A 25,347-nucleotide genomic window follows, 5' to 3' on the forward strand; every position below is an offset into this window, starting at 1 on the left:
TATCTTCCTAACACTAGAAATCCGTCTGATTGTTAAGGTGGATTCAAAGATTTCAAAGGCTGCCCTCGGGTGGCCTTTTTGCATTTCAGCCCCAGCCAACATCCGACACACACCTGGCAAACCCCGTATCGCCGAATCGTTTACGGCTGGTGGCTGATCCATTCCTACCTACAGCACAGCCCGATAACCGGGAGGTGGAGTCATGAAAATGCACCCAGACAACCCAAACCTGCCGTACTGGTGGTCGGCACTGCTCGGCTTCTTTTCGTTGCTGTCGCTGCAGGATTACATATTCATCATTGGCGCAGTGATATCAGCCTTCTTCACGATCAAGACGTACTACGCCAAACGGAAAGAAGAGCGAGAGCGTTTAGCAGAGGAACGTCGCCGCACTCAAATAATGCAGGACTACCTGCACGGCGTTTCAGTTAAGCCAGAAGGTGAGCGTCCGGCAGCGGTGGAAGTAGTGGCGGAAGCAATGCGCAGAGCTGAGGGATGACATGGCGATATCTTCGACGTTAAAGAAAAGACTTATCGGAGCTTTTGCTGGTGGAGCCATGGCAATCGCTGCAGTGCTCATTCCTTCTCTGGAGGGGGTTGAGTACAAACCTTATCGTGATGTAGTAGGTGTGCTGACAGTCTGCTACGGGCACACTGGCACCGACATTATACCCACCAAGACCTACACCTCTGCTGAATGCAAAGCCCTACTGGATAAAGACCTGGTGCCTTTCGCCCGTTCTGTTGAACGATCAGTCAAGGTGCCCGCAAGCGAGTACCAAAAGGCCGCGCTGATTAGTTTCAGCTACAACGTTGGTGTTAAAGCTTTCGAAACTTCCACTCTGTTGAAAAAACTCAATGCCGGAGATAGTTCAGGTGCTTGTGACGAAATGCGGCGTTGGAATAAAGCTGGTGGCAAGGTTTGGAAAGGTCTGATTAACCGGCGCGAGGTTGAGCGTGAGATATGTAATTGGAGCATCCTAAATGTTAACGCTAAAAGCCAAGTTGATCACAGCTCTGATTCTGGTGGTGGGATTATTCCTGGCGTCTCTGTTCCTGTTCCGGGTTTTTTCTGAAAATGCAGAGCTTCGAAAATCCAATAGCCAACTGTCTGAACAAATAGGCTGGCAGAACAGCACGCAACGAGCGGTGGCCGCTATCGATGAGCACCGCACCAAGGAACTAAATGATGCCAAGAATCAGATTAATGATCTGCAGCGCCTTGTTGCCGCTGGTGCTCTCAAGTTGCAGCTCTCCGCCACGTGCCCAACCTCCGGCACCGCCGGCGTGGCTGATGCAACCGGCCCCCGACTTACTGACGCCGCTGAGCGGGATTATTACCGTCTCAGGGAGCGAATCGAAATAGCCCGCAGCCAAATAGCTGGACTGCAGGACTACATCAAAGACGTCTGTTTGAAACGATAGAGCCAACTTGATAGCTGAATGTTTGTGGAGGAGTTATGGCAAAACCGGACTGGGGAGCGTTGCAAGACCAGTTCCTCGCCGAGCATGCCAAAACTGGTGTATCCCCGAAAGATTGGTGTGAAGCGCAGGGACTTAATTATGCATCTGCGCGACGCTACATCAAAAAGCCAATTGCGCAGAAGAAAGTGCGCAGTGCGCAGACTGCGCAAAACAGTCAAACCCCAACTGCGCCTAAGGCCGGTGAGCCTGCCACTGGTAGTGAAGCAGCCGGCGACCGCCAAGAAAACCCAAGCCTGTTAAAACCTCAGCACGAACAGTTTGCGCAAAATATTGCGCAGGGCATGCCGGGGAAAGACGCTGCTGTCTGTGCGGGCTACGCGCCAACGAATGCAGAATCTCAGGCCTCAGTGTTACTGCGCCGGCCGGATATAAAAGCCAGGGTAAAGGAGCTGCGCAACGATGCTGCTCTGCTGGTTTCGTTCAACGCTGGCCACTTGGCAGAGCTGTCGTACAAATCCGCGCAGCAGGCGCTGAAAAATCAAAAATTCGGACAGGTCGCGCCAAACGTGAAGAACGCCGCGCAACTGACCGGCATTGACATGAGCACGAATAAAACCGAGGTGAACGTCGATCTGGCTGGGTTGAGTTACGGCAAAGTTTGCATTGTGACACCGGCGAACTGCTCAGCTGACGTCTGGGCCGCTCATATGGAAAAGCTGCGCGAGGGAAAGCAGACAGCCCAGTCATAATTGACGGCGTTCTGTATGCCTTTAGTAGTGACTGGGCGACAGACGTTCTGTATGACGCCCCGATCGGTTCTGTGCGTTGGCGCTGGACATTCGGCGGCCGTGGTGGTGGTAAGTCGGTAGAGATTGCGCGCGCCCTGGTTATTCATGGCGCCATTGACCCGATGATCATCCTCTGCGCGCGTGAGTTCCAAAACTCAATCGGTGATTCCGTGCTGGCGCTGCTGGAGGCAGAGATTTATGCGCTGGGCCTCAATCACTTCTACACAGTAAAAAATAACGAAATCACCGGGCGGAACGGCACCCGATTTACCTTCAAAGGTCTCCGCAACAATATTCAGTCCATCAAATCGATGTTCGGCATCAAAATTTGCTGGGTAGAGGAAGCGCAGACGGTATCGCAGGATAGCTGGGATATTCTCGGCCCTACGGTTCGTGCCAACAAATCAGAAGTCTGGGTATCGTTCAACCCGCGAGAAGAGAGCGACCCCACCTACAAGCTGATGACCAGGCACCAGGAAGATCCGCCGGATGGTGGCGTGATTGTCCGCAAGGTCAACTACTGTGATAACGCCTTTTTCCCGGACGTACTCCGGCAGGAAATGGAGTATTGCAAGCGCATTGACTTTGAGGCCTACGAACACATTTGGTTAGGGATGCCGCGAGCCATCAGTGAAGCGGTGATCTTCTCTGGCAAATATCGCGTAGAAGCTTTTTCTGATGAGCTCTGGCGTGAAGCGGATCGGTTGTTCTTCGGTGCGGACTTCGGTTTCGCGAACGACCCATCCACCTTGGTGCGCTGTTTCATTATCGGCCGAAAACTCTATATCGAGTATGAAGCATATGGCGTAGGCGTTGAGCTGGACGACCTGTGGAAGTTCTACGCAGGGAAGGAGGGCGCAACGGCCGATCAGTTAAGCCAGTGGAAAACCGGTGATGAGAAAAAGTATCCCGGCATTCCATTAGCTCGCAGATGGCCAATACATGGCGATGGCAGCCGACCTGAGACGATCAGTTACTTATCCCGCCAAGGTTTCGTTATCGATGCTGCAGCTAAATGGCCTGGTAGTGTTGAAGACGGTATCGCGTATCTGAAAGGTTTTGAAGAAATCATCATCCATGAGCGCTGCAAGCACATGGCCGATGAGGCACGTCTCTATTCGTACAAAACCGACCGTATGACAGGTGAAGTGCTCCCCGTCGTTCTGGACAAGCACAATCACATGTGGGATGCGGTGCGTTACTCGCTTGATGGCTACATCACCAGTGAGGGCGACTTGGGCGTATGGGCCGCACTCGGAAAGCAGCAATAAGCCTCAAAAATGGCCGTTTGGAACAATAAAACAGCTATGCAAATTCACCCCTGATTTATGCATTGTTTATGCAGTCCGTTTTCGGCAATTCCGACGACAAAACCACGATAAATCAGCCACTGAGATAAATCAGGGGCTGAGTGTTGTTGCGGCGGGGCGCGTAACGGTCTTTATGTTAAAAAGTCCCAAAAAACGACAATTTTCAGTGAGGGAAAGATGGCCCGCAAAAATCGCCGAAACGGCGCTAAAAAGCCCGTTGCGACTGCTGACGGGTATAACAATTTCCCCGCCAAGTTAGGCGCACAGGCACAAAATATCCAGTCCGCTGGCACCTACACGCCGGGGTATATCACCCGCAACAGAGTAATGCTGGAATTCGCCTATCGTTCATCGTTTCTGGTAGGCGCTGCCGTTGATGCTGTCGCTGACGATATGACCCGCAAGGGCATTAACATCAGCTCAAAGCTCAAGCCGGGGCAGAAAGGTCAGGTAGAAACCTTCTGGGATTCCGCAGCAGTCTGGGACGGCCTTAACGATTTGGTTAAATGGTCGCGTCTGTACGGTGGTGCGGTACTTGTGGTGCTGATTGAAGGGCAAAACATGAGCACGCCTCTGAACCTCGACCGCATCAAAGAGGGGCAGTTCAAGGGGCTAATGTGCTTTGACCGCTGGCAGCTCGATCCGAGTTACAACGACCCGGTTACCGACTACGGGCCAGAGTTTGGCAAGCCGAAGTATTACAAGGTGGTGACGAACCAGAAAGGGGTTCCTGCCTGGAATATTCACCACAGCCGTCTGATCCGCATGGATGGTGACTCACTCCCCTACCAGCAGTCGATAACAGAAAACGGCTGGGGCATGTCGGTTATTGAACGCATCTTCGAGCGCATTCAGGGCTTCGATACAGCAACAGCTGGCGTGACACAACTGATCCATAAAGCGCATTTGCGCACGTACAGCATTGAAGGGTTGCGCAAGATTCTGGCTACCGGTGGCGCGCTGGAAGAGGGGCTGATGAAGCACATGGACATGATCCGTGAGTTCCAGACCATCGAAGGCATGACCATCATGGACAAAAACGATGAGTTCGCGACGCATAGCTACTCGTTCTCTGGCATCGCCGATGTCATCTTGCGTTTTGCTGAGCAGGTTTCCGGCGCCACAGGCATTCCCTTGGTGCGCTTGTTCGGGCAGTCGCCATCCGGTTTCAGTACCGGTGATGGGGATTTGGAGAACTACTACAGCCGGATTAACTCACTGCAGGAGCGCCGTTTACGCCGTCATATTCGCTGGCTCATGGATATCACCTGGCGTTCGCAGTTCGGTGAAAAGCTGCCGGAGGATTTTTCCTTCGAGTTCAATAAGCTCTGGGAGATGTCGGACACCGACCGCGCGACGATGGCAAACAACGTGGCCAGTGCGCTTGCAACGGCCGTTCGTGATATTGGAATGTCGCCTGCAGCAGCACTGAACGACCTGCGCAACCTGTCTGACGTGATCGGCATTGGCGGTTCTATCACCGACAAGGATATTGAAGATGCGAAGTCGCAGTATGCGGAGTCTGAATCTGAAACCGGCCCTCCGCCGGCGTTCGGAAATCCAGTATCAGAAAAGCCTACTGGGGATAGTCAGCCAAATAAACCAAATCGTAACTGGTTCCTACGATGGTTCCCAGACCAGCGCTGAGACAGCCGCTGATCACCTCATCGACTACTCGCATGTGTTGGACGATTGGGCCGCTATGGTGGGGCAGAAAATGTTCCTGCAGGTGGAGCGTGAGGAGTGGAACCAGTGGAAGTCGGTATCGCAGCAGATTTCCGAGGGCTTGCGTGATGTAGTCGGTAACACGCCGATCGGGCAGGTGACGCAGGACATTGTCTACCGGCAAATCCAATTAATGAAATCCCTACCGCTGGAGGCCGCCGACCGAGTTCGTGAGATACAGCAGCGAGCGATAGAGGCAACCATCAACGGTGAACGGCCTGATGCACTGTACGAGATGATTATGCAGTCTGGCGACGTCGCAGCCAGCAGGGCAAAGATGATTGCTCGTACTGAGATTGGTAGAGCAACAGGCGCATTGACGCAGGCCCGCGCGCTGTCAGTGGGTTCTGAGGGGTATTGGTGGCGTATCGAGGGGGTAGGCACACGGCCATCACATAAAAAAATGCGAGATAAGTTCGTTTACTGGCATAACCCGCCGACGCTAGACGGCATGACAGGGCACGCTGGATGCCTGCCAAATTGCAAATGTTGGTCTGAGGTAGATATCCCCAGGCCGAGAAAATAACGAGCCGCCTCTGAGCGGTTTTTTTATGCCCGCCTTTCAGCAGGTAACCCATGAAATATTTCTTCACGACCCGTCTGGGCGAAACCCGCTACCAGACGGCGGACGGTGCCTTGTTATGCAAGGACGTGCCGATCGCCCGCACCGGTGTGCAAACGTACCTGCCGGAAGAGATTGACCTCGATCCTGGACTGGATGGACTGGTGCACGTCTACCGCACCGAAGACGAGGTTTTCTCCACGGAAACCATCGCGAGCTTTGAGGGGGTAGCCGTCACGGTGGAACACCCGGATGACGGTGAAGGCAATATCGTTTTCGTCAATCCGTCCAACTTCGCGGAATTGGCCCACGGGCACATCCAGAACGTCCGTCGCGGTACTGGCGATAAATCAGATCTGTTGATCGCCGATGTGCTGGTGAAACGGCAGGAGGCTATTGACCGGATTAACTCAGGGCTGACCGACGTCAGCTGCGGCTATGACGCCCAATACAAGCAGTTATCACCTGGCAAAGGTAAGCAGTACCAAATCACAGGAAACCATCTGGCTGTCGGCATAGACCGTGGTCGGGCGGGTTCTCGTTGTGCTATCGGGGATTCTGCCCCATCAACCAAAAAGGAGAAGCCGATAATGTCATGGCTTAAAAACCTGGCTAAGGCCATTAAAACGAAAGATGAGGATGCGCTGAATAAACTCATCGACGAAGCGCCGGAGTTGCCATCTGACGGCATGGGCAATATCCCCGGTTCCACTATCAACATCAACATGCCTTCGCAGGCAACATCGCTGCCAGCAGAGAACCGCACGACCACTGATGAAGATCCAGAAGACCCAGCGAAAACGGGGGATGCGGAAGTTCCTGAGTGGGCCAACGCTATTCTTTCTCGACTGGACAAGCTGGAGGGTAAAACCACCGACGCGGATCCGGACGATGACACGCCTACGGGTGATGAAGATGCCGAAGAAGATAAGAAGGTGACCGGTGATGCGGCGTTCAAACGCAACATCATTTCGGACGCAGAAATCATCTGTCCTGGCTTTCAGCCGAAAGGTGATAAAGGGCTCAAGCGCCAGGTGCTAAACCACGCGTTGCGCACCGGTGACAGCATGAAGGCATTCGGTGTTGAAGACTTCAGTAAGGCACCAAAGGCGACCGTTGATGCGGTATTCACTGCTGCCGTGCAGATGAACAAGGTGAAAAACCAGATCACGCCACTGCCAATCAATAAGCACACCATCGACGGTGCAGCTGCCCCTAAAAATCTCACACCAGCCCAGATTAATGAGCTGAACCGTAAATTCTGGAACGAACGCAAATAAGGTAATCAACATGGCTGGAAATGCTTATTTAACGCGGATGCCTATGGGCATTGCCGGGGCCGTGACGCGTCCCCGCGACCTCACCGTTGAGCCGGTGACCCTCGACCACCTGAAGCAATTCGCTTCATATGGCTTGGCCGGAAAATACGTGAGCGACAAGTTTGTGCCGCTGGAATCAGGCGACACTATCGACAAGGTAAAGGGAATTCTGGTTCGTCCGTATCCGATCACCTCATATGCCGATTTGGCGTACTTGGGTGTCAATGTGAACCAGGTGGCCGACAACCTGAAGCGCGGTTACATCTGCGTTAAAGCGACCGCCGGCACAGCGACGAGCGCTAAGAAAGGCGATCCAATTTACGTTCGTGTCGCTGGTGGTACTACTGGCAGTCCTGTGGGCACTTTCGTGCTGACACCGGACGCCACCGCAGAGAACACGCCTCAGCTGGTAAGTGCAGAGGTAATGGGGCCAGGCGAAGCTGATGGCCGTGTCGAAATTGCCTTTAACATCTGAGGAATACTGAATGTTTACTATTGACCGAGCTACCATCGACTCCGCCGGCGTTTTCCTCGTCGGCGAACTGGAGCGCATGGATCAGCGGCTGAATATGCCACTGGTATCTACGAAATGGACGCGCGATATGCCGCTGCGTAGCGACATCTCCATCGCGGATGAAGTGTCCTCCTTTACCAACACCGACTTCGCAAGCGTCGGTGGCCCGAATCCACATGGTAAAAACTGGATGGGTAAGAAAGGAACGGCGATCCCGGGCATTGAGCTGGATATTCAGCCAACCAGAAACAACCTGACTCCGTGGGCACAGGAAGTGGGCTGGACCGTGCTGGAGCTGGCATCGGCTCAACAGCTTGGCCGTCCTATTGACGCACAGAAGTACGAAGGCATGAAGCTGAAATGGAACATGGACACCGACGAACAGGTGTACATCGGCGATACTGAGCTGGGTGTTTCTGGTCTGCTTAATCTGCCATCGGTAACGCCGATCGCTGCGTCGGCTGCTTGGACAGCAACAACCGATCCTGACGTTATTGTGCAGGACATCAACCTGGTGCTGACCGACGGCTGGGTACGCTCAGGTTATGCAATATGCCCGGCGAAAATCGGCCTTGCGCCTGAACTGTTCGGCCTGCTGGCAAGCAAGAAGGTTTCTTCTGCTGGCAACATCTCCGTACTGGAATACGTGAAGATTAACACTATTGCGTTCCAGGAAAACGGGGAGCCGCTGGAAATCGTCTCCATGAAGTGGGCGTCCAAACGTGGTGCAGGTGGTGCGCATCGTATTGTCGCTTACACCCAGGACGAACAATATGTTCGCTTCCCGATGGTTCCACTGCTGAGCACTCCGCTTGAGTATCGCGGCATGCAGCAGCTCACTGTGTACTACGGCAAACTGGGCCAGGTGGAAACGCCTTATTCCAACACCATCGCCTACCTTGACGTGCCGGCGGCCTGATAACTGATGGCGGGGAAACCCGCCTTTCATGGAGCATTGCAAATGAAATACATCGTATCTTCGGCCGCCTCTCTCAGCTTTGCTGATGGCAGCCGCTATGAGCTGACGCCCGGCATTCACGACGGCTTCCCCGAGCACGTTAAGAAACACTGGGCATTCACCCACCATGTAAAGCCGCTGACTGAATCCGATTTGCAGCAGGAGCAGCAGTCCGCCGATTTATCTTTGCGTGTTACCGCGTTGGAAGGTGAAGTAACCGATCTGCAGAAGCTGCTGGAGTTGGAAAAAGACAAGGTTGCTGAGCTGACCGAGCAGCGTGATGTGCGCGATCAGACAATTGACGAGCACCTGGCCACTATCGCCGATCTGCAGAAGCTGCTGGAGTTGGGAAAGGAACCCGCTAAAGAGCCTGACGGCGAAAAAGGGGCCGAGAATGCCAAAAAACAGTCTGCTACCAACAAATGAGCAGTTCCGCACTGACTTTCCCGAATTCAACGATAAAACCCGCTATCCCGACGCCGCTGTAAATTTCTACCTTGGCCAGGCCGACACCATCCTCAATCAGGACGTGCTGAGTGACCAGTTCGTGTATCTCGCCGAGCTTTTTATAGCGCATTACACCGAACTGCGTGGCCGCGCGCTGGCTGGGGCATCTGTTGGCATGGTTAACAGCAATGGTTCGGCAGGGGTGGCGACGTCCAAGTCGGTCGATAAGGTCAGCGTCAGCTATGACGTGTCTGGGGTGATTAACCCGGATGCCGGCTTCTGGAATAACACCGGCTATGGCCGTGAATTCTTCTGGTGGTGGTCGATGTTCGGAGCGGGCGGGAGGCAGTTGCTATGAAAAGCGGGCTCAAGGTCAGGAAGGATAACGCCGAATCGGTTTTGTCCTCCCTGCGCTCGCTTTCAAAAATGGATGTGCTGGTGGGCATACCAGAGGCCAACGCCACGCGGGAGGATGGGGAAGCCCTGAACAATGCGGAGATCGGTTATCTGCAGTCTACCGGGGCAACGGTACAACTTGACGGCCAAACCGTCACGCTGCCGCCTCGGCCGTTTCTGGATATGGGTGTCGAGGACACCAAGCCGCGAACCACTGAACACCTAAAGGCGGCTGCTGTAGCTGCTCTCAATGGGAAAACGGACGTGGCTCAGCGAGAACTTGAAAGCGCTGGCCAGATTGCGCGGGATGGTGCCAAGGCGGTTATTGGTGCGGGTGACAGGCTTCACCCTCTCTCTGAGAAAACTCTCGAAAACCGACGAGCCCAGGGACTACCAGGCGATAAGCCGCTCTATGCTCACGGCTACCTGCTGCGCTCAATCACTTACGTGGTAAGGAGTAAATAATGCCGCTTCTCGACGTGACCGAGGTGCTGCTGGATCCGGACTTTGTCGATTTCTCTCTGGTTTGCCGTCGGCAGATACAGACGACGGACGATGACAACTTTCCGATCAACACCCCTCAGGAAATCCCATTTACCGGCGTAGTGACCGTTGACCGTTCGCTAGAAGCAAGGCGTATGGCCGCCGGCCAGAACATTAACGGTGCCATTCTTATCGTGACGCAATTCAGGCTCACTCAGGGCCGCAAGAGCGCCGCTGATGGCCCCAATCTTGATGCCGACCTTGTCGTTTATAACGGCGGACTGTATCGGGTAACGTTTGTCGATCCGTACACCCGCTATGGCGCCGGTTTTGTTCAGGCCCACTGTGAGCTGGTGGGGCAGGAAGGGGGTTAAGTGAGTAACGACAGCACAACACCCGGATATCTCACTCCGACCGGTAACGGCCCTGCCTACGACGAGGAACTGGAGCGACTACTTAGTCGCTGGATCCGTGGAGTGACTGGGCTGGATAAAAACGTCGTCTATCCCCGCTGGACTGACCCACAAATCCAGATACCGAAAAACGGAACCACCTGGTGTGCGTTCGGCATTACCAGTCTGCCTGATGATATGTATCCGGCACATGTTCAGGGAGCTGAGAGTGCCGAGCAGTGGTCGCATGAAACTATCGAAACTCTATGTTGCTTCTATGGCCCGCAGGGGATGTCTGTCGCGACTCAATTCCGTAATGGGCTGTTTGTCTCGCAGAACAACGACGAACTGCAAAAAATCGGTCTGACCCTGTTGGATTGCGGTCGGATATTAAACCTTCCAGAACTCATCAATAACCAGTGGGTGCGACGGTATGACATAGCCGTGCGCCTGCGCCGCAAAGTGATCCGCGAATACGACATTAAGTCGCTGGTGGATGCATCTGTTAAATTCTTCGGAGAATAATTTATGGCACAGGGATTACCTGTCCGTAACGTCGTCGGCGTCACGGTAAATATGGCCTTGCGCGCGGCGCAGGCTCGAAACTTTGGTTCATTGCTGATTATCGGTTCTTCGGCAGTGATCGACGCTAGCGAGCGGATGCGCGCCTATTCCGGTATCGCTGGTGTGCAATCTGACTTTGGCATTCAAGCACCGGAGGCAATGGCTGCGCAGGTCTACTACTGGCAGCGACCACAGCCGATCGACCTGTACGTCGGTCGCTGGGTGAAAGATGACACCGCTGCGGCGCTGCGTGGAGCAATCCTGAACACGGCGCAACAGGCAATGACCAACTTTACAGCCGTGACAGATGGCGCGATGAAAATCAGCGTCGATGGAATGGTTAAAACGGTTTCCGGCGTGGACCTGTCGGCAGAAACCAATCTGAACGGCGTCGCCGCCCGCGTGGCGGAGAAGCTGACCACCGCGACCGTCGTCTGGGATGCGAACAATGCGCGCTTTGTTGTTACGTCAAAAACTGCAGGTGATACATCGGCAGTGGGCTATGCGACGCCAAACGCGACAGGCACCGATATTTCAGTACTGATGGGTATCCTCGAAGGTACTGGCGCGAAGGTTATCGCCCGGCAGCCGGCTGAAACTATCGCTGAATGCGTCGCGAAATTTATCGACTTGTCTTCTAAATGGTACGGTCTCTATATCGCCGACACGATCAGCGATGACGAGGTGTTAGCAGTTGCCGAGCAAATTCAGTCCGACAGCGTTACCCGTATCTACGCCCATACAACGCAAAATACCGCCGTGCTGGACGCTGACAATAACACCGACATTGCCAGTCGCCTAAAAGCAGCCTTCCTTGGTACTACCTGCGTGCAGTATTCAAGTCAGAGCCCTTACGCCGCCGTGTCGATTCTGGGCCGCGCCTTTACCGTCAATTTCAGCGGCTTCAATACCACTATCACCCTAAAGTTCAAACAAGAGCCTGGCATCGTAGCGGAAACGCTGACGCAAACCCAGGCGCTGACGCTGCAGGCGAAAAACTGCAACGTGTTCGTCAACTATGACAACGACACGGCGATCCTGCAGGAAGGGGTGATGTGTAACGCCGACTTCTTCGACGAACGCCATGGCCTGGACTGGCTGCAGAACTACGTGCAGACCAACTATTACAACCTGCTCTATACCAGCAACACCAAGGTGCCTCAGACCGACGAGGGTGTTACCCGACTGCTGACCAACGTCGAAGCCTCACTGGCGCAGGGGGTGGAAAACGGCCTGATTGCTCCTGGTGTGTGGGGAGGTGACAGCTTCGGCGCATTGAGCACTGGCGACACACTGACCAAGGGATATTACACCTACGCACCACCGATTGCCCAGCAGGCCCAGGCAGAGCGTGAGGCGCGTAAAGCGCCGGTGATCCAGTGCGCAATCAAATTGGCTGGTGCCGTGCATTTCGGCGACGTCATCATCAACGTTAACCGCTAAGGAGCCGGGGAATGTCTACTTACAGCTTTTTGGACGTATCGGCCAACATCACCGGCGTCGGCGGTTCAATCGACCTCGGCAACGGTGCGGCGACTTCCGATGAGGGGATCACCATCACCATGTCGGAAAACAAAAACACCATGGTGACCGGTGCTGACGGGGAGGTGATGCACAGCCTTCACGCGAGCAAATCCGGCACTATTACTGTCAGCCTGCTGAAAACCAGCCCAGTGCACGCCAAGTTATCGGTGATGTACAACGCCCAGTCTCTTTCCTCAGCAACCTGGGGCAATAACGTCATTGTGGTTCGAAATAAATCAAGTAATGACGTCACCACCGCGCGCAGCGTGGCTTTCCAGAAACAACCAGATCACACGAACGCCAAAGACGGTAACACCGTCGCCTGGGTATTCGACTGTGGCAAGATTGACCAGCTGCTAGGCACGTTTTAAGGGGTAATTCATGGAATTTGAAATCAAGGGCCAGAAGTACAGCGCGGTCAAATTGGGCGTGTTTGAACAGCTGAAAGTTTCCCGCAAACTCCTGCCGGTGCTGGCAGGCATTCTGGGCGAGCTGAAAGGTGGGAAAATCACCATTGAGTCAGCGCTTCCGATCATCGCTCAGTCTATTGCCGACCTAAAGGAGGAAGACTGCAACGCCATCATCCACCCATGCCTTGCGGTGGTGTCGCGGAAGAACGGCAAAAACTTTAACGCCGTATTCACCGGCGGCCAGCTGATGTTTGATGACATCGATCTGATGACCATGCTGCAGATCGTCGGCAAGGTGGTTGGGGACTCGCTGGGAAATTTTTTGCAAGAACTCCAAGGCAGCGAGAAGGACGACCAGGCGCAGGAATAACGCTGGGCGTTCTGCCTGGCGGTGAGGATTACATCATGCGGCCTGTAGATGCGGGTATGTGCAATTTTGAGGCGCTCAAGGATGGGCGCATTGACCTCTACGACATTGCACTGATGAATGATTATCTGGACCTGAAAGCCGATAACGAAGCGAAGATAGAGAAGTGGAGACAGGACAATGAACGCTGAAACCATCAAGGACTTTCTGATCTCACTGGGCTTCGAAATCGACTCTGCCGGCGAGCGGAAATTTTCTGCCGTCGTCGCTGGCGTTACGGCTAACGTGCTCAAAATGGGTGTGGCGGTAGAAGGAGCCGCGCTGTCAGTCATTGCCTTTACTACGAAGGTCGCCCAGGCGTCCGACAAGCTGTATTGGGCATCACAGCGCACCGGCGCATCCGTTGCCGGTATTCGCGCGCTGGGTTATGCCGCATCACAAACAGGTTCAGACGCAGCCGCTGCGCAGAGCTCACTGGAAAGCCTCGCTCGTTTCATCCGCAATAACCCAGGGGCCGAGGGTTTCCTGAACCGCCTGGGCGTGCAGACACGTGGCGCAAACGGGCAGATGCGCGACACTGCCGCCATTTTTACCGGCGTCGGCGACAAGCTGCGCAGCATGCCGCAGTACCGCGCTAACCAGTACGCGCAGATGCTGGGCATTGATGAAAACACGCTGCTCGCGATGCGCCGGGGGATTTCCGGTTTTACGGCGGATTACCAGGGCATGCTGAAGGCCGTTGGTCTGGACTCGGATAAGGCGGCTGCTCAATCCAATAAATTCATGACCTCTATGCGCAGCCTGACGGCGCTTCTGGGCATGGCAAAGGACAAGATAGGCTCTGACCTTGCCGGAGGTCTAAGCGGCTCGCTTGAGTCGCTACGCAAGCGCATCATGGACAATTTCCCCAAGATAGAGGGCTTCATTACCAAAACGGTGAAAAGCATCCTCTGGCTGGCGGAGGCATTCGGGCGAATGCTGTACCGAGGCTACCAGGCAATCGACAAGGTGATCGAGTGGTGGAAAGGGCTCGATACCGAATCGCAAAAACTGCTGGGTGTGTTCGGGGCGTTGCTGGTGGCCTGGCGAATGCTGAACAGCGCATTCTTGATGTCGCCTATCGGCATGCTCACCGCGTTGGTGATTGGCCTTGCACTGCTCTGGGACGATTATCAGACCTGGAAAGAAGGCGGCAAGAGCCTGATCGACTGGAAGGCGTGGGAGCCAGCAATCATCCAGGCCAAGGCTGCGATGATTTGGCTGCGCGACAAACTGCTCGATCTCAAAGATGCCGTCGGCGGCTGGAAAACGGCTCTGGAAATCTTGGCTGGGTTTATCGCGGTAAGCTGGGCGGCGAAGATGATTGGCGCAATCAGCTCCGTGACGAAGAGTGTTGGCGGCCTGTCCAAAGCATTTAAGGGGATAGGTCGGGCCGGGGTGATTGGTGGGGCGCTGGCGCTGGAGGAGTATGTCGCCAAGCCGCTTGAGGAAAAATACCCCTGGCTGAAAAACAACGTTGTCGCGAATCTCCTCAACCATTTACCCGGTAGCGATACAGTGGATGAATGGGGCCGCAAGCTGCTGCCATGGCGCCAGGGTGAACCCGATCAGCATGCACAGTCTGCCGGTACGCCGCGAGGAATACGCAACAACAACCCGGGGAACATCGACTATGTCGGCCAGGCTGGTGCTACTCTGGAGCGTCCCGGCGGCCGGTTTGCCCGGTTCGAAACCGCATTCGACGGCCTGAAGGCCATGGCGAGGCAACTGCTGCGCTACTTCGACGGGAAAACCACGGGGCGGCGTCTGCAGACGATTTCAGACATCATCACGACGTGGGCGCCCGGGAACGAGAACAACACCGCCGCCTACATCAAACGGCTGTCTGACATGATGGGCGTCTCGCCTAATGCTCGATTAAACCTGCGTGATCCGAGCACCATGTCGGCGCTGATGGGCGGCATTATCCATCATGAAAATGGCCGCAACCCCTACAGCAGCGAAGTGGTGGGAATGGCTGCTCGTTCGGCAACCGGCGGCGCCTCGGTGCAACAGGAAACCAATATCCACATCCACGGCGTGAGTGATCCGGTCAGTGCGGGTAAAGCTGCAGCCGGCAAACAGGTAGAGGTTAACTCTCAACTTACGCAGCAACTGAAGAGGGTGGGTTAATGGATATTCTCTCGGTGCTGTTTTCGCAACAGACCAGAAAGATCGGCGTCATCGTGCCGAGCGTCGTTATCTCGGAAAAGCACAACGACACGCTGGAGATCACTGAACACCCCGTAGAGCGGCCTACCGCTGAAGGTGCGGGGTTTATTTCAGACCATGCGTATCGGCGACCCTCCGAGGTGACAATGGAGCTTGGCTTTGCTGGTGGCGGCTCGTTGCTGGATGGGGTTGATACTACCCAGATGTTTGACCTCAGCAGCGGCCTATCATTGGGTGATAGCCCTCGCGACGTATACCAGAAACTGCTCAACATGCAGCGCGACCGTCAGCCCTTCGACGTCACCACCGGCAAACGTCAGTATCAGAACATGCTGATCAAATCGCTGGATGTTACCACTGACAAAATCAGTGAGAACGTTCTGATGTGCGCGCTGACTCTACGTGAGGTCATCATCACGCAAACCCAGAGCATTACCGTGGCAGATAAGTCGGATATGGCCGATGGCGTCAGCACGGCGCCCGTTCAGGATGCTGGTGTGAAATCACCAAAGGCGACAAACGAAAGCCTGCTGTTCCAAGTTCAGGGTGGCTTCAATCCCCTGTTCGGGATTTTAAACCGAGGTGGTGGATGAATATTCAGGAAATACCGCTAACGCCGACTAACCAGCAATTCGCCATCACGCTTGGCGAGCAGCAGCTCAACATGCGGATCACGTGGCGTGATGAGGCAGGCTGGTTGCTGGACTTGATGGACGGTGCCGCAGCAGAGCTGGTGAACAGCATTCCGCTGGTGCCTGGTATCAACCTGCTTGAGCAATACGCCCATCTGGGGCTAAAAGGCGCGCTGGCGGTGCTGGTGGACAACAACGAACCGGAGTTGCCGACAAAAACCAACCTCGGGATCGGCTGCCATCTTTACTACGTGCAGGAGTAGGTCATGAGTCAAAACTGGATGCGCCATTTTGAGCTGCAACTTTTCGACCAGCAAGGAAAAGGCGTCAGCCTGACCGACTTTAAAGTTTTGTTCGATATTCAGAAAATGCCCGCGACCGTGTTCAACGGGTTTGTGGGCAACTTCAAAATTTACAATCTGTCCCCAGACACCCAAAACAAAATTACGGGCAAGGAGTTTTCACGCATCCGGGTGATCGCTGGCTATGACGGTATCGCACCTAATGTCGATGCCGAACAGGTTGGTAAGGTTCGCACCGTCGATGAGTCGCAGAGTGGCCAGCGTGATGGTCAAAACTTCGGGCTGATATTCAACGGCGATGTGCGCTTCACGATAACCGGCAAGGATAACGTGACCGACAGTTGGGTCCTGCTTCAATGTATCGACAGCTGGGAAGGGCATCTCGGAGCGGTGACGAAAACAACCGTAGCCGCCGGCTGGACGTATGCCGACCTGTTCGATCAGGGGATGAAGTCCTATGCCCCGTTCGGGATCTCTCCCGGTTCGGTGCCGGACATGCCAGCGACCGTTTTCCCTCGAGGGAAGGTCATTTTCAAAACGACATCGGCTCTGATGTACGATATCGCCGGGCAGTGTAAGGCGAACTGGTGGTTCGAGAACAACCAGGTGCATATTCTGCCGGAAAGCAAATATCTGAATGAGGCCATCGTTCTGAATGCCAATACCGGCCTGATTGACCGACCGCAGCAGACGATGGGGAACGGCATTAACGCCCGGTGCCTGATTAACCCGAACATTAAGCTTGGCGGCCTGATCCGTATCGACCAGACGGCAGTTTACCGCGCCTCACTTGCAAACGACGATATAGCCATGGCTGGCGGTCGCCTGGCAGAAACGGAAGACAACGGCAACCTGTCAGTAAACACCGGCCGTGGCGATAGGATCCCGCCGTCCAGCATCAACATGGATGGGGATTACATCGTCTACAGTATCGACTATCATGGGGATACGAGGGGCAACGCCTGGTACATGGACCTGATGTGTATTGCGCGCGGCTCGAAAGATTTGCAAACCACCTCGGCCTTGAATAAGGCATTACCACAGGAGTGACGTGTGAAGTTAAGCAAAATGGCTGCGTTCGCCATGTTACTGGTATCCGCTCAATCTTTTGCTGATGGGCAATGTGGGCCATTCAGGTTAAGTGCTGGCCCAGGCGATGGCCTTATGCGAATTAACGGAGCCAAGCCATTGAGCCAAAAAGTCACCTTTCTAAAGCTGAAAGAGGACTACAACAACATCATGTTCCAGTGGATGGTTGAAGACCCTAAAACAGGGCGTTTGTTGGGCATCGAATATGTTAAGCGAGACGGCAAAGCCATTCTTAATGCCGAAGCCGTCCGCAACAATATGGATGCCCCTCGAGTGTTCGGGACCTATGACTGCGAGAAGGTAAAGTAGCTATTCGCTCTTTTCGGATATAGAAATTTTTGACTCCGTCTCGCTGAGTAATTTGAACAACTCTTGCTCTGTTAAATTTCTTGCGTCTAATTCGTAGCCATCTTTTTTTATAGAGATCCGCTTGCCATGTTTTGACCTTATCCACGCGATGACTATGGCGCCGACCGTATAGCAAACCTCTTTGCTCTGGATGAATTCGAAGACATACCCTATCACGGCGGTAACGGCTTTTACCGAATCGCCTGTTCTGGCCCGTATGCGAAGGGTTCTATTTTCCTGAGCGATAATTTCTTCAATAAATGGCTTCATTTCCTCGCCAACAGACTTAGAGAGGCTAATCGTGAACACTGACTTAGTCATAACTTTTGGCGGTTCCTTATCTTCTCGGGTGAGGGCTGTTTGGGCGCTCTCTGGAGTTATCTGCGTGCTTATCTTTAACAGAAAAGCCACGTTAACTCTGGAAAACGCTGATCTCCTTTCGACAATCGATAAGAAGTAGCACCTCTTCGATAAATTCGTAATCCTGATATTTGATCAGTAACCCGCTTCGGCGGGTTTTTTTATGGGGAAAATTCATGCCTGTATCAATCCCTTCTCAGGTTGGCAGTGAGCAGAACATGGCCACCGCGCTGACCGATGACATTATGTCTAATCTGCGTGTGGCGCTGCCTGGCATCATCCAATCATTCGACCCTGACGCCGTGACCTGTGTTGTTCAGCCGGCGGTCAAAGGTTACGAGTCTGACGATGCTGGGAAAAAATCTTCCCTAAGCCTGCCGTTGCTGGTGGATGTACCTGTCATTTTCCCGCGCGGCGGGGGGGTCACGCTGACGTTTCCTGTGAAGGCGGGGGATGAGTGCCTATTGGTGTTCTCGGACCGCTGTATTGATTTCTGGTGGCAGAACGGCGGCGTTCAGGAATCGGTTGATAGCCGCATGCACGATCTGTCCGATGCCTTCGCTATCGTCGGCCCACAGTCGCAGGACAAAAAAATCAGCGGCATCAGCACCAGCGCCGCACAACTGCGCACCGACGACGGCGCCGCATTTATAGAACTCGACCCTGGCAGCCACGCGGTGAACGTCACCACATCGGGAAAGCTGACCGCCAGCGCGCAGGGCGGCACGGAGATTAACTCCCCCGAAATAGTGCTCAATGGCAACGTGACCATCAACGGCAACCTGTCGCAGGGCATGGGCGATGGCGGCGGTACGGCGACGATGCTGGGGCCTGTGAACGTGACCAACGATGTCAAAGCCGGTGGGAAGAGCCTGATGGCTCATAAACATCGTGAACATGACGGGCCTGAGACGAGTGAGCCGCTATGAGATACCGCAAAGAAGACAAGAACGGCGATTACAGCTTCGGGCGCGGCGAGGGCGATTTCTTCATCAACACGCCTGAGGCGGTGGGCATGGCGGTGATCAGCCGCCTGCAACTGCGAAAGGGCGAGTGGTTCCTCGATACCACCGCCGGTACCGACTGGACACAGATACTCGGCAAATACACGTCGGGCCTCTACGACATCGTGATCCGCGAGCGCATCCTCGGCACGCCGAACGTAACGGAGATTGTCGAGTACCAGAGCCAGCGGGATGTAGAAACCCGCGATTTGCTTGTCACCGCCACCCTAAACACCGCATACGGACAAACCTCGGTAACAGCCTATGTATGAAGACATCATTGATGCAATGCTGCCAAAAATAACGGCGGCAGGGATGAGTGCGCCCGATTTCCAGAGCATCCTCACCGGCTGGAAAACGATTTTTCGCGGTATCTATGGGGATGACATCTACATCGAGTCTGACAGCAAAGACGGCGTGCTGCTGTCGCTGATCGCTTATGCCATGCACGGTGGCAATAATGCGGCGCTCTCTACCTGGAACGCATTCAGCCCGGCGACAGGCACAGGTGCAGGGCTGGCGAGCAACGTCAAAATTAACGGGATCAGCCGCAAGGCGCCGTCAAACTCCACGGTGGATGTGCGGCTGGTCGGCCAGGTCGGCATCGTTATCAGAAATGCCTCAGTGCGTGACAGCGCGGGGAATGTCTGGGATCTGCCGGCAGAGGTTGAGCTCGATATCCACGGGCAGGCGGTGGTAACGGCGACGGCGCAGAAGGCGGGCGCGATTACCGCGCTGCCTGGCGACGTTTCGCAAATCGCCACACCAACCCGCGGCTGGCAGTCAGTCACAAACCCGGAGGCGGCCACCGCCGGAAAGCCGGTAGAAACTGACGCTGAACTTCGCCAGCGGCAGGCGCTCAGCGTCGCGCTACCGTCCCGCACGGTCATGGAAGGGCTGATAGGTGCCATCGCCAATATCACCGGTGTGACGCGCTATAAGGGCTATGACAACGACACCTCGGAAACCGATATTAACGGCGTGCCGGCGCATTCGGTTTCGATGGTGGTAGATGGAGGTGACGCCGAAGAAATAGCCAAAATCATCGCCGTGAAAAAGTCACCAGGCGCGCCGACATTCGGCACCACGGAAGTGATCGTCAAGGATGCCTACGGCGTGGACAAAGCAATCCACTTTTTCCGGCCGACCAAAGTCACGATTTACGCCGCTATCAAGATTAAGGTGCTTCCGGGTTATACCAGCGATATCGGCGAAGACATCAAAAAGGCCGTGTCCGACTACATCAATACGCTGTACATCGGCGATACCGTCTATTTCTCGCGCTTATATGTCCCGGCTAACCTCGGTAATACAGCCAGCGGGAAAACCTACGACCTGATGACGGTCAGCATCGGCAAAGACGCGGTCACGATGAACGAAGCCAATATTTCGATCGCGTTCAACGAATCTGCGACCTGTTCGTCGGCGAATATCGAAATTATCACGGTGGCATGATGACCAATAAATACACCGCACGGATCCCCTCCTATCACTGCCAGTTTCCAAAGTATTACGCCACCGTCAATGCCGTTACTGAGGCCTTATACCGCCAGCAGGGAAGCATACGCGCTATTGTAGCAGCCTTTGACCTCGACGATGCCGTCGGTGCTCAGCTCGATGTGATAGGCCTATGGGTTGGGCGTGGTCGCCGCATTCGTGCGCCGGCAGTGAATCATTATTTCTCTTTCGATGATCCGGAGCTGGGTTTCGATTTGGGCTCGTGGAAAGGGCGTTACGACACCGGCGACGCCTATATCGACCTGGATGACGATACGTACCGAACGGTATTGCGCGCAAAAATTGGCGCTAATAACTGGGATGGAACGGTAGAAACGTTACCCGCCATCCTGTCCGCCATCTATCCCGATGGGGGTATCGCAATCTCGTTTACCGACAACCTGGACATGAGTATGACGATCACCGCCAGCGGAGCGACCATACCGGCAATTACCAAAGAAATTATTCGACAAGGTTACCTCTCGATAAAACCGATGGGGATCACCGTCAATTACGAAGTTGTGGAGGGATAAATGGCAAAGAATGATTTTAAACCGTTCGCAATCGGTGAGTATTCAAATGTTCTATCGCAGGAAGAATATGAGGCACTTCCAGCAGTAGGGGCTGGTTTCAACTCAGGGATCGCTAAAAGTGAACAGCTAAATAAGGTTTGGAGGCAGTCTTCTGTAATGGCTGCGGTTCTAGGCGATTTCATCGGTGAACAGTCTGGTGATGATGTTATCGACGATGGAAATCTTGCAAGGCTAAAAGTATCACTCACAAAGGCTTTATTTAATTATAATACTAGTAGTTTAGATACCAGATATGTGAAAAAAACCGGTGATGTGATGTCCGGTGATTTACATGTAGAGGCCGATGTTGAAGTTGATGGTAATGTTAGTGTTGGCGGAAATATGGGTTCTGCCTCTGTAACATCCCCAGATATTACGGCAAGTCGTAACCTTAAAGTCGATGGGCTGGATTTCATTATGAAACGCGGTCTGCAAGACCCAATAAATAATGAACGACAAACGAACGGTATGCGCATACAGGGTGGCGGTGATTTGTTTGTTGACTTATTCCAGCATGAACGCATTGGTCAGCATCACTTCTTTGGTATTCATGTGGCCAATGGTGGTGCTGATGGCTGGTTCGAGTTTAGAAATGATGGTTCCATGCGGGCAAATGGTGGCTTCTTTGAGGGTGAACAGCGAGTTTATAGCCCTAACAATAAGCCGAATGAATTTCATGTTGATGGTGACCGCTGGTGGTCTCGCGATTCAAGTGGGAAAATAACACAAGGAGGAATTGTTAATCGCAACGCCAACTCAAACCCCGTAATATTTCCAATTCAATTTCCCAATCGTGTTTTAGGTGTGAACTTAACTCTGCGAGAAGTTACTTCTAGTGGCGGTTCAGCTGATAATATTATTGCCCAAGGTGCTAATAATTCAGGTTTCAATGTGTGGATGAACTCAAATGAATTATCTGCTTATTGGGAAGCCACTGGGTATTAATTACCATTCGAATTAATCAGAGAAATAAATCATGTCTAATAATGGTTTGCCAGTCACTGACGTGGTAGGGGTTTCTGTGTCCCTCGGTCAGCGCCGCACAGCTGGCGCGTCCGCTGGTGATGCATATGCAGAAGCTGCAAAAGGCAGCGCCCTTTCTGCAGCCAATTCTGCTGCTGTTGCACAAAAGGCCGAACTGGGGGCTGTCGCCGCAGCAGATGGTATATTTGAAACGGCCGAAAGAGTTTCTGCTGATGCTGACCGCGCGGAGACTGCCGCAGCGGACGCGCAGACAATCTCGGATGCAGGCAGCACTTTCTATACGACACCTGAAGACCCCGATGGGACGATCGCAGGCATTGCCGGCACGAATAACCAGCAAGCATTTCGCGTTGGCCTTGGGGTTGGTAAAGGATTCAAATATTACATAAATAATAATGGAGTCGCGTTAGAGGTGGCCGAGTTAGCTGGCGCTGACTTGGTTAACGCTTTATTAAAAATAATATCCACCTTTAACACAAATGATTATGGCGCTTTAATTCAGGACGGTATAGGCAATGTTTTATTTGAGTTTTTGCTGAATGGCGGTATGGGTTCAAGTGCTTTTAATATCTCAAAAGAGGGTTTCTCTTGTGGCGGGTATTCTGTCATGACCAACACTAGCGGTAACATTATTGTTTACGACGGCATCGGTAACGTGCTCATCGATACGTCTATTAATAACAGCAAGCCTGATTACTCTCTCGATGTGATGGACATGCAGAACAAGCTGTATGCGCAGTCGAAGAAAAAGCCGATCAGTTCTTCTATCTCCGCTGCCATCTATGACTACAACATTATCGTGGTTTATGGACAAAGCTGGGGTAGTGGTTATCAAGCATGGCGCCATCTTACACGCGAGCCGATAGAGCCAGGTAATGTGTTGATGCTTGGCGACTCTGTGCGCGGTAATTCTGTAGAAGGGACCTTTAACCCGCTTGGCGCGGCCACGCTGAAAGATGCTGTTAGCGTGACGCAGACGGTTCCAAACACTGAGCAGCCAATTGCACGGATCATGACTGATGATGAGATTGATGCTTTGGAGCGTGGCGCAAACAACCAGGGTGAAGAGCTCGGCATTCCGGCGGTAAACTTCTGGCGAGCGCTGCAGAGAAAATATCGTGGTGTATACGCTGACCCTACTCGTAAAATTATCGTTGTGAATGTTTCCGTTCCCGGACGGACGATTAAAGAATTGGCACCAGGCGCAAGCACTGGTCATTTCGAAAACCGGCTGGTTCGTTCATTTCAACAAATCAAAAATACGCTCCCTGCAGGGGCCAGGGCTTCCGTTGTAGGCATGCTGTATAGCGGGAACGAGTACGACTATGACCGAAACAGACCGAACACAACTCCTGATAAAGATGAGTTCAAGGAGATAGGTCTGGACATTTTTGAAGCTACGGAAAATGCAGGTAGGTCAGTGTTCGGGTTTGGGGATAAGCTCGCAGTGTTCACGGAGCAAACGGGTGAATGGTGGACGTTTGACATCGAGAATAAATCCATTGGTCAAGCGCATATAGAATTGGATGAAGAAAACGAAAATATAACACTGTGTAAGCCAAATTACTTTGAAACAGACAAGTCAAATCATCGTGATAATAATGGAATTCGCTGGGCGGCCATGTTCTTTGGCAAGGCTATGCACATGGTGCTTGACCGACGCCAGGCGTTTTTCACAACAAAGATAATTTGGGCAAAATGTTATGGTACTACCTTATTGTTTGGTTATCTCGTATGGGAACCACCATTAAAATTCAAGCCCTCTTATTATTTAACTAATGAGTCGGCCGGTGGGGTTGTTTTTTCCGATAAAGGTTTTATTGCTAACGATGATGAAGGCGCATTGGTTATTTATAATGTCAAGATTGCAGCGGATACCATTATTAGCGCTGAGCTTAACCGTAAGCCGGTGGGGCAACTAAAAATAACGTATGCCCCCAAACTTAACCATGAGGGCGCAGGGAACGTTTGCGACTCTGACGATATGGAATCGTTGTATCCATACAAGTTTACAGAGTCAAAGTATCCAGAAACTAACATACCTGACCTAGTGGGCTTGCCGTACCCACAGAATAACTTTGCTGTAGCGCAAATCATTTACCCGGAGATTATTTCATGAGTACTACAGGCATTTCAGTTCGCGTACCAGATGCAGACTGGGGATCAACTCGCGCATGGTTTAAACCCCCTCTGGACGAGACTTTGGGTGGATGGGGCTATATCAATCTCTTCGGCACTTCTGAAAAACTCGAGCAGAATCTGTCTCGCAACATGCCTGGCGGCATTGTTACGGGAACCCCGGCGCGCAATGCCAATAGCGCTCTTTTCCGTCGCCATCTAAATTACATTAGCACCCAAGTGGCGCAGGTTTACGCAATGACATTTTTCGCCATTGCTAAAACGGCGCGAACACTCGCAAACCAGAAAGTCGGCAACGAGTTCATCATCTCCAATAACCTGAGCAACGGCCCTGACGGCGGCACTAACGGCACTTCGCTGTATTTTGCAGACCATGGCGACGAAGGGAAAATGAACGTTACATTTGCGGTGACGCAAACAGAATCGCCACCGGGTACGCCAGCAACGGGTCGGACCACGCAGTTATCAATCAGCATCCCGATTACTGACAAGCCTATCGTCATTATCGGCAGCTATTCGGCAGCTGAAAACGTCATGCGTATTGTCGTAAACGGCCAGGCTACTCAGGCGACGCTACCAATCAACTCAGCAACATCAATTCAGCGCGGCGCGCCACCGAGAGTGGGCTCTATTGGTCAGAATACTGGTACCCCGCCGCCGTATGACATTGAAGTGTTTGCGGCTGCTCTGCTAACCAGGAAGATCGCCGTAGCGGAAGAAACTACGCTCACTGATTGGGGTTATCACTACCTTGATGTGAAAGCTGTGCCGCGTTGACGACTGCGCAGGATGGACCCTGACTATAAATTTGGGTGTTTGGATGCGCCATTGTTTCACTCCGGGGATGGTCATGGAGTAATGGCCGCAGGATGGGACAAACTTGGGACAGGGATGTTTTTGCATCTGTTGATATAGTTTTCTAACTTTTTGCATCTTGGGACGTGTGAGCGCGGTCTGATGCGGTAACTGACTGTATTAAAAGGTGGTTCTAGGAACTTCTAAGCCGTAGGTCACAGGTTCGAGCC

32 protein-coding genes are annotated in these 25,347 nt (G+C 53.3%); 31 read left to right on the forward strand and 1 reads right to left on the reverse strand.

What is annotated here, in order from left to right; all coding sequences use genetic code 11:
* Positions 1 to 202: 202 nt before the first annotated feature.
* The 24 genes from M2407_RS00375 to M2407_RS00490 all read left to right on the forward strand — a co-directional run bounded on the left by M2407_RS00375 (position 203) and on the right by M2407_RS00490 (position 17,727).
* Complete coding sequence (locus M2407_RS00375; RefSeq protein WP_187961408.1) at positions 203 to 499, forward strand: hypothetical protein; 297 nt, start codon at positions 203 to 205, stop codon at positions 497 to 499.
* Between the two features lies 1 nt (position 500).
* Complete coding sequence (locus M2407_RS00380) at positions 501 to 1,076, forward strand: lysozyme (RefSeq protein ID WP_310445066.1); 576 nt, start codon at positions 501 to 503, stop codon at positions 1,074 to 1,076.
* Positions 985 to 1,425, forward strand: a complete 441-nt coding sequence (locus tag M2407_RS00385) for a lysis protein (RefSeq protein ID WP_259216500.1) — start codon at positions 985 to 987, stop codon at positions 1,423 to 1,425. The genes M2407_RS00380 and M2407_RS00385 overlap by 92 nt, the downstream gene beginning before the upstream one ends.
* A gap of 35 nt (positions 1,426 to 1,460) precedes the next feature.
* A complete protein-coding gene (locus tag M2407_RS26285; protein WP_259216501.1) occupies positions 1,461 to 2,174 on the forward strand; it encodes a terminase small subunit in 714 nt (237 codons plus the stop codon).
* Positions 2,175 to 2,245: 71 nt separating this feature from the next.
* Positions 2,246 to 3,484, forward strand: a complete 1,239-nt coding sequence (locus tag M2407_RS00395; RefSeq protein ID WP_259216502.1) for a PBSX family phage terminase large subunit — start codon at positions 2,246 to 2,248, stop codon at positions 3,482 to 3,484.
* A gap of 216 nt (positions 3,485 to 3,700) precedes the next feature.
* On the forward strand, positions 3,701 to 5,170 hold the full coding sequence (locus M2407_RS00400; protein ID WP_259216503.1) for a DUF1073 domain-containing protein: 1,470 nt from the start codon (positions 3,701 to 3,703) through the stop codon (positions 5,168 to 5,170).
* 55 nt (positions 5,171 to 5,225) lie between these two features.
* Positions 5,226 to 5,774, forward strand: a complete 549-nt coding sequence (locus tag M2407_RS00405) for a phage minor head protein (protein WP_310445069.1) — start codon at positions 5,226 to 5,228, stop codon at positions 5,772 to 5,774.
* Between the two features lie 50 nt (positions 5,775 to 5,824).
* Entirely contained in the window at positions 5,825 to 7,090 is a 1,266-nt protein-coding gene (locus M2407_RS00410; RefSeq protein ID WP_259216504.1) for a DUF2213 domain-containing protein, read from the forward strand.
* 10 nt (positions 7,091 to 7,100) lie between these two features.
* Positions 7,101 to 7,604, forward strand: a complete 504-nt coding sequence (locus tag M2407_RS00415) for a hypothetical protein (RefSeq protein ID WP_259216505.1) — start codon at positions 7,101 to 7,103, stop codon at positions 7,602 to 7,604.
* A 10-nt stretch (positions 7,605 to 7,614) separates the two neighbouring features.
* Positions 7,615 to 8,562 (forward strand): DUF2184 domain-containing protein, encoded by a 948-nt coding sequence (locus tag M2407_RS00420; protein ID WP_259216506.1) that lies wholly within the window; start codon positions 7,615 to 7,617, stop codon positions 8,560 to 8,562.
* A 42-nt stretch (positions 8,563 to 8,604) separates the two neighbouring features.
* Positions 8,605 to 9,027, forward strand: a complete 423-nt coding sequence (locus M2407_RS00425) for a hypothetical protein (RefSeq protein WP_259216507.1) — start codon at positions 8,605 to 8,607, stop codon at positions 9,025 to 9,027.
* On the forward strand, positions 8,996 to 9,406 hold the full coding sequence (locus M2407_RS00430; protein WP_259216508.1) for a DUF4054 domain-containing protein: 411 nt from the start codon (positions 8,996 to 8,998) through the stop codon (positions 9,404 to 9,406). The genes M2407_RS00425 and M2407_RS00430 overlap by 32 nt, the downstream gene beginning before the upstream one ends.
* The gene (locus M2407_RS00435; protein ID WP_259216509.1) at positions 9,403 to 9,909 is read left to right on the forward strand and encodes a hypothetical protein; all 507 of its coding nucleotides are present in this window, start codon (positions 9,403 to 9,405) and stop codon (positions 9,907 to 9,909) included. The genes M2407_RS00430 and M2407_RS00435 overlap by 4 nt, the downstream gene beginning before the upstream one ends.
* Entirely contained in the window at positions 9,909 to 10,301 is a 393-nt protein-coding gene (locus M2407_RS00440; RefSeq protein WP_209638488.1) for a head-tail adaptor, read from the forward strand. The genes M2407_RS00435 and M2407_RS00440 overlap by 1 nt, the downstream gene beginning before the upstream one ends.
* Positions 10,302 to 10,844, forward strand: coding sequence for an LIC_12616 family protein (locus M2407_RS00445; RefSeq protein ID WP_409049643.1), 543 nt, complete (start codon positions 10,302 to 10,304; stop codon positions 10,842 to 10,844). It abuts the gene before it with no gap.
* A gap of 3 nt (positions 10,845 to 10,847) precedes the next feature.
* Positions 10,848 to 12,326 carry a DUF3383 domain-containing protein gene (locus M2407_RS00450; protein ID WP_259216510.1) on the forward strand — a complete coding sequence of 493 codons (1,479 nt, stop codon included), beginning with the start codon at positions 10,848 to 10,850 and terminating at the stop codon, positions 12,324 to 12,326.
* 11 nt (positions 12,327 to 12,337) lie between these two features.
* On the forward strand, positions 12,338 to 12,778 hold the full coding sequence (locus tag M2407_RS00455; protein ID WP_209638482.1) for a DUF3277 family protein: 441 nt from the start codon (positions 12,338 to 12,340) through the stop codon (positions 12,776 to 12,778).
* Positions 12,779 to 12,788: 10 nt separating this feature from the next.
* Entirely contained in the window at positions 12,789 to 13,187 is a 399-nt protein-coding gene (locus M2407_RS00460; protein ID WP_259216511.1) for a phage tail assembly chaperone, read from the forward strand.
* A gap of 35 nt (positions 13,188 to 13,222) precedes the next feature.
* On the forward strand, positions 13,223 to 13,375 hold the full coding sequence (locus tag M2407_RS00465) for a DUF6889 family protein (RefSeq protein ID WP_209638478.1): 153 nt from the start codon (positions 13,223 to 13,225) through the stop codon (positions 13,373 to 13,375).
* Positions 13,365 to 15,356 carry a lytic transglycosylase domain-containing protein gene (locus tag M2407_RS00470; RefSeq protein ID WP_259216513.1) on the forward strand — a complete coding sequence of 664 codons (1,992 nt, stop codon included), beginning with the start codon at positions 13,365 to 13,367 and terminating at the stop codon, positions 15,354 to 15,356. Before M2407_RS00465 ends, M2407_RS00470 begins: the two co-directional genes overlap by 11 nt.
* The gene (locus tag M2407_RS00475; protein WP_259216514.1) at positions 15,356 to 15,988 is read left to right on the forward strand and encodes a phage baseplate protein; all 633 of its coding nucleotides are present in this window, start codon (positions 15,356 to 15,358) and stop codon (positions 15,986 to 15,988) included. The genes M2407_RS00470 and M2407_RS00475 overlap by 1 nt, the downstream gene beginning before the upstream one ends.
* Positions 15,985 to 16,290: a phage baseplate plug protein gene (locus M2407_RS00480; RefSeq protein WP_259216515.1), complete on the forward strand. Its 306-nt coding sequence runs from the start codon at positions 15,985 to 15,987 to the stop codon at positions 16,288 to 16,290. The genes M2407_RS00475 and M2407_RS00480 overlap by 4 nt, the downstream gene beginning before the upstream one ends.
* A gap of 3 nt (positions 16,291 to 16,293) precedes the next feature.
* On the forward strand, positions 16,294 to 17,379 hold the full coding sequence (locus M2407_RS00485; protein ID WP_259216516.1) for a hypothetical protein: 1,086 nt from the start codon (positions 16,294 to 16,296) through the stop codon (positions 17,377 to 17,379).
* A gap of 18 nt (positions 17,380 to 17,397) precedes the next feature.
* Positions 17,398 to 17,727, forward strand: coding sequence for a hypothetical protein (locus M2407_RS00490; protein ID WP_259217296.1), 330 nt, complete (start codon positions 17,398 to 17,400; stop codon positions 17,725 to 17,727).
* Here the strand turns inward: M2407_RS00490 and M2407_RS00495 are convergent, their stop codons facing one another.
* Complete coding sequence (locus tag M2407_RS00495) at positions 17,728 to 18,087, reverse strand: hypothetical protein (protein WP_259216517.1); 360 nt, start codon at positions 18,085 to 18,087, stop codon at positions 17,728 to 17,730. It abuts the gene before it with no gap.
* A gap of 215 nt (positions 18,088 to 18,302) precedes the next feature.
* Here M2407_RS00495 and M2407_RS00500 point away from each other — a divergent pair, with 215 nt between their 5' ends.
* From M2407_RS00500 to M2407_RS00530, 7 genes are read left to right on the forward strand one after another with little or no spacing between them, the layout of a single operon-like run.
* Positions 18,303 to 19,055 (forward strand): Gp138 family membrane-puncturing spike protein, encoded by a 753-nt coding sequence (locus M2407_RS00500; protein ID WP_259216518.1) that lies wholly within the window; start codon positions 18,303 to 18,305, stop codon positions 19,053 to 19,055.
* Entirely contained in the window at positions 19,052 to 19,402 is a 351-nt protein-coding gene (locus M2407_RS00505) for a hypothetical protein (protein ID WP_259216519.1), read from the forward strand. Before M2407_RS00500 ends, M2407_RS00505 begins: the two co-directional genes overlap by 4 nt.
* A complete protein-coding gene (locus M2407_RS00510) occupies positions 19,395 to 20,585 on the forward strand; it encodes a baseplate J/gp47 family protein (RefSeq protein WP_259216520.1) in 1,191 nt (396 codons plus the stop codon). Before M2407_RS00505 ends, M2407_RS00510 begins: the two co-directional genes overlap by 8 nt.
* Positions 20,582 to 21,160 carry a DUF2612 domain-containing protein gene (locus M2407_RS00515; RefSeq protein WP_259216521.1) on the forward strand — a complete coding sequence of 193 codons (579 nt, stop codon included), beginning with the start codon at positions 20,582 to 20,584 and terminating at the stop codon, positions 21,158 to 21,160. The genes M2407_RS00510 and M2407_RS00515 overlap by 4 nt, the downstream gene beginning before the upstream one ends.
* Entirely contained in the window at positions 21,161 to 22,144 is a 984-nt protein-coding gene (locus M2407_RS00520) for a hypothetical protein (RefSeq protein WP_259216522.1), read from the forward strand.
* A gap of 31 nt (positions 22,145 to 22,175) precedes the next feature.
* Entirely contained in the window at positions 22,176 to 24,302 is a 2,127-nt protein-coding gene (locus tag M2407_RS00525; protein ID WP_259216523.1) for a hypothetical protein, read from the forward strand.
* Positions 24,299 to 25,099 (forward strand): hypothetical protein, encoded by an 801-nt coding sequence (locus M2407_RS00530; protein WP_259216524.1) that lies wholly within the window; start codon positions 24,299 to 24,301, stop codon positions 25,097 to 25,099. Before M2407_RS00525 ends, M2407_RS00530 begins: the two co-directional genes overlap by 4 nt.
* Positions 25,100 to 25,347 lie beyond the last annotated feature (248 nt).

The organism is Serratia sp. BIGb0234 (assembly GCF_024809915.1).
Lineage (GTDB): Bacteria > Pseudomonadota > Gammaproteobacteria > Enterobacterales > Enterobacteriaceae > Serratia > Serratia liquefaciens.

Bases quoted from the DNA above. Each gene is read 5' to 3' on its own strand.
- M2407_RS00485 (WP_259216516.1), top strand. From the start codon at position 16,294: ATGAGTCAAAACTGGATGCGCCATTTTGAGCTGCAACTTTTCGACCAG.
- M2407_RS00460 (WP_259216511.1), top strand. From the start codon at position 12,789: ATGGAATTTGAAATCAAGGGCCAGAAGTACAGCGCGGTCAAATTGGGC.
- M2407_RS00505 (WP_259216519.1), top strand. From the start codon at position 19,052: ATGAGATACCGCAAAGAAGACAAGAACGGCGATTACAGCTTCGGGCGC.
- M2407_RS00475 (WP_259216514.1), top strand. From the start codon at position 15,356: ATGGATATTCTCTCGGTGCTGTTTTCGCAACAGACCAGAAAGATCGGC.
- M2407_RS00480 (WP_259216515.1), top strand. From the start codon at position 15,985: ATGAATATTCAGGAAATACCGCTAACGCCGACTAACCAGCAATTCGCC.
- M2407_RS00435 (WP_259216509.1), top strand. From the start codon at position 9,403: ATGAAAAGCGGGCTCAAGGTCAGGAAGGATAACGCCGAATCGGTTTTG.
- M2407_RS00375 (WP_187961408.1), top strand. From the start codon at position 203: ATGAAAATGCACCCAGACAACCCAAACCTGCCGTACTGGTGGTCGGCA.
- M2407_RS26285 (WP_259216501.1), top strand. From the start codon at position 1,461: ATGGCAAAACCGGACTGGGGAGCGTTGCAAGACCAGTTCCTCGCCGAG.
- M2407_RS00410 (WP_259216504.1), top strand. From the start codon at position 5,825: ATGAAATATTTCTTCACGACCCGTCTGGGCGAAACCCGCTACCAGACG.
- M2407_RS00415 (WP_259216505.1), top strand. From the start codon at position 7,101: ATGGCTGGAAATGCTTATTTAACGCGGATGCCTATGGGCATTGCCGGG.
- M2407_RS00455 (WP_209638482.1), top strand. From the start codon at position 12,338: ATGTCTACTTACAGCTTTTTGGACGTATCGGCCAACATCACCGGCGTC.
- M2407_RS00430 (WP_259216508.1), top strand. From the start codon at position 8,996: ATGCCAAAAAACAGTCTGCTACCAACAAATGAGCAGTTCCGCACTGAC.
- M2407_RS00500 (WP_259216518.1), top strand. From the start codon at position 18,303: ATGCCTGTATCAATCCCTTCTCAGGTTGGCAGTGAGCAGAACATGGCC.
- M2407_RS00520 (WP_259216522.1), top strand. From the start codon at position 21,161: ATGGCAAAGAATGATTTTAAACCGTTCGCAATCGGTGAGTATTCAAAT.
- M2407_RS00425 (WP_259216507.1), top strand. From the start codon at position 8,605: ATGAAATACATCGTATCTTCGGCCGCCTCTCTCAGCTTTGCTGATGGC.
- M2407_RS00530 (WP_259216524.1), top strand. From the start codon at position 24,299: ATGAGTACTACAGGCATTTCAGTTCGCGTACCAGATGCAGACTGGGGA.
- M2407_RS00420 (WP_259216506.1), top strand. From the start codon at position 7,615: ATGTTTACTATTGACCGAGCTACCATCGACTCCGCCGGCGTTTTCCTC.
- M2407_RS00525 (WP_259216523.1), top strand. From the start codon at position 22,176: ATGTCTAATAATGGTTTGCCAGTCACTGACGTGGTAGGGGTTTCTGTG.
- M2407_RS00450 (WP_259216510.1), top strand. From the start codon at position 10,848: ATGGCACAGGGATTACCTGTCCGTAACGTCGTCGGCGTCACGGTAAAT.
- M2407_RS00385 (WP_259216500.1), top strand. From the start codon at position 985: ATGTTAACGCTAAAAGCCAAGTTGATCACAGCTCTGATTCTGGTGGTG.
- M2407_RS00465 (WP_209638478.1), top strand. From the start codon at position 13,223: ATGCGGCCTGTAGATGCGGGTATGTGCAATTTTGAGGCGCTCAAGGAT.
- M2407_RS00380 (WP_310445066.1), top strand. From the start codon at position 501: ATGGCGATATCTTCGACGTTAAAGAAAAGACTTATCGGAGCTTTTGCT.
- M2407_RS00510 (WP_259216520.1), top strand. From the start codon at position 19,395: ATGTATGAAGACATCATTGATGCAATGCTGCCAAAAATAACGGCGGCA.
- M2407_RS00470 (WP_259216513.1), top strand. From the start codon at position 13,365: ATGAACGCTGAAACCATCAAGGACTTTCTGATCTCACTGGGCTTCGAA.
- M2407_RS00440 (WP_209638488.1), top strand. From the start codon at position 9,909: ATGCCGCTTCTCGACGTGACCGAGGTGCTGCTGGATCCGGACTTTGTC.
- M2407_RS00490 (WP_259217296.1), top strand. From the start codon at position 17,398: ATGGCTGCGTTCGCCATGTTACTGGTATCCGCTCAATCTTTTGCTGAT.
- M2407_RS00495 (WP_259216517.1), bottom strand. From the start codon at position 18,087: ATGACTAAGTCAGTGTTCACGATTAGCCTCTCTAAGTCTGTTGGCGAG.
- M2407_RS00515 (WP_259216521.1), top strand. From the start codon at position 20,582: ATGATGACCAATAAATACACCGCACGGATCCCCTCCTATCACTGCCAG.
- M2407_RS00405 (WP_310445069.1), top strand. From the start codon at position 5,226: ATGGTGGGGCAGAAAATGTTCCTGCAGGTGGAGCGTGAGGAGTGGAAC.
- M2407_RS00400 (WP_259216503.1), top strand. From the start codon at position 3,701: ATGGCCCGCAAAAATCGCCGAAACGGCGCTAAAAAGCCCGTTGCGACT.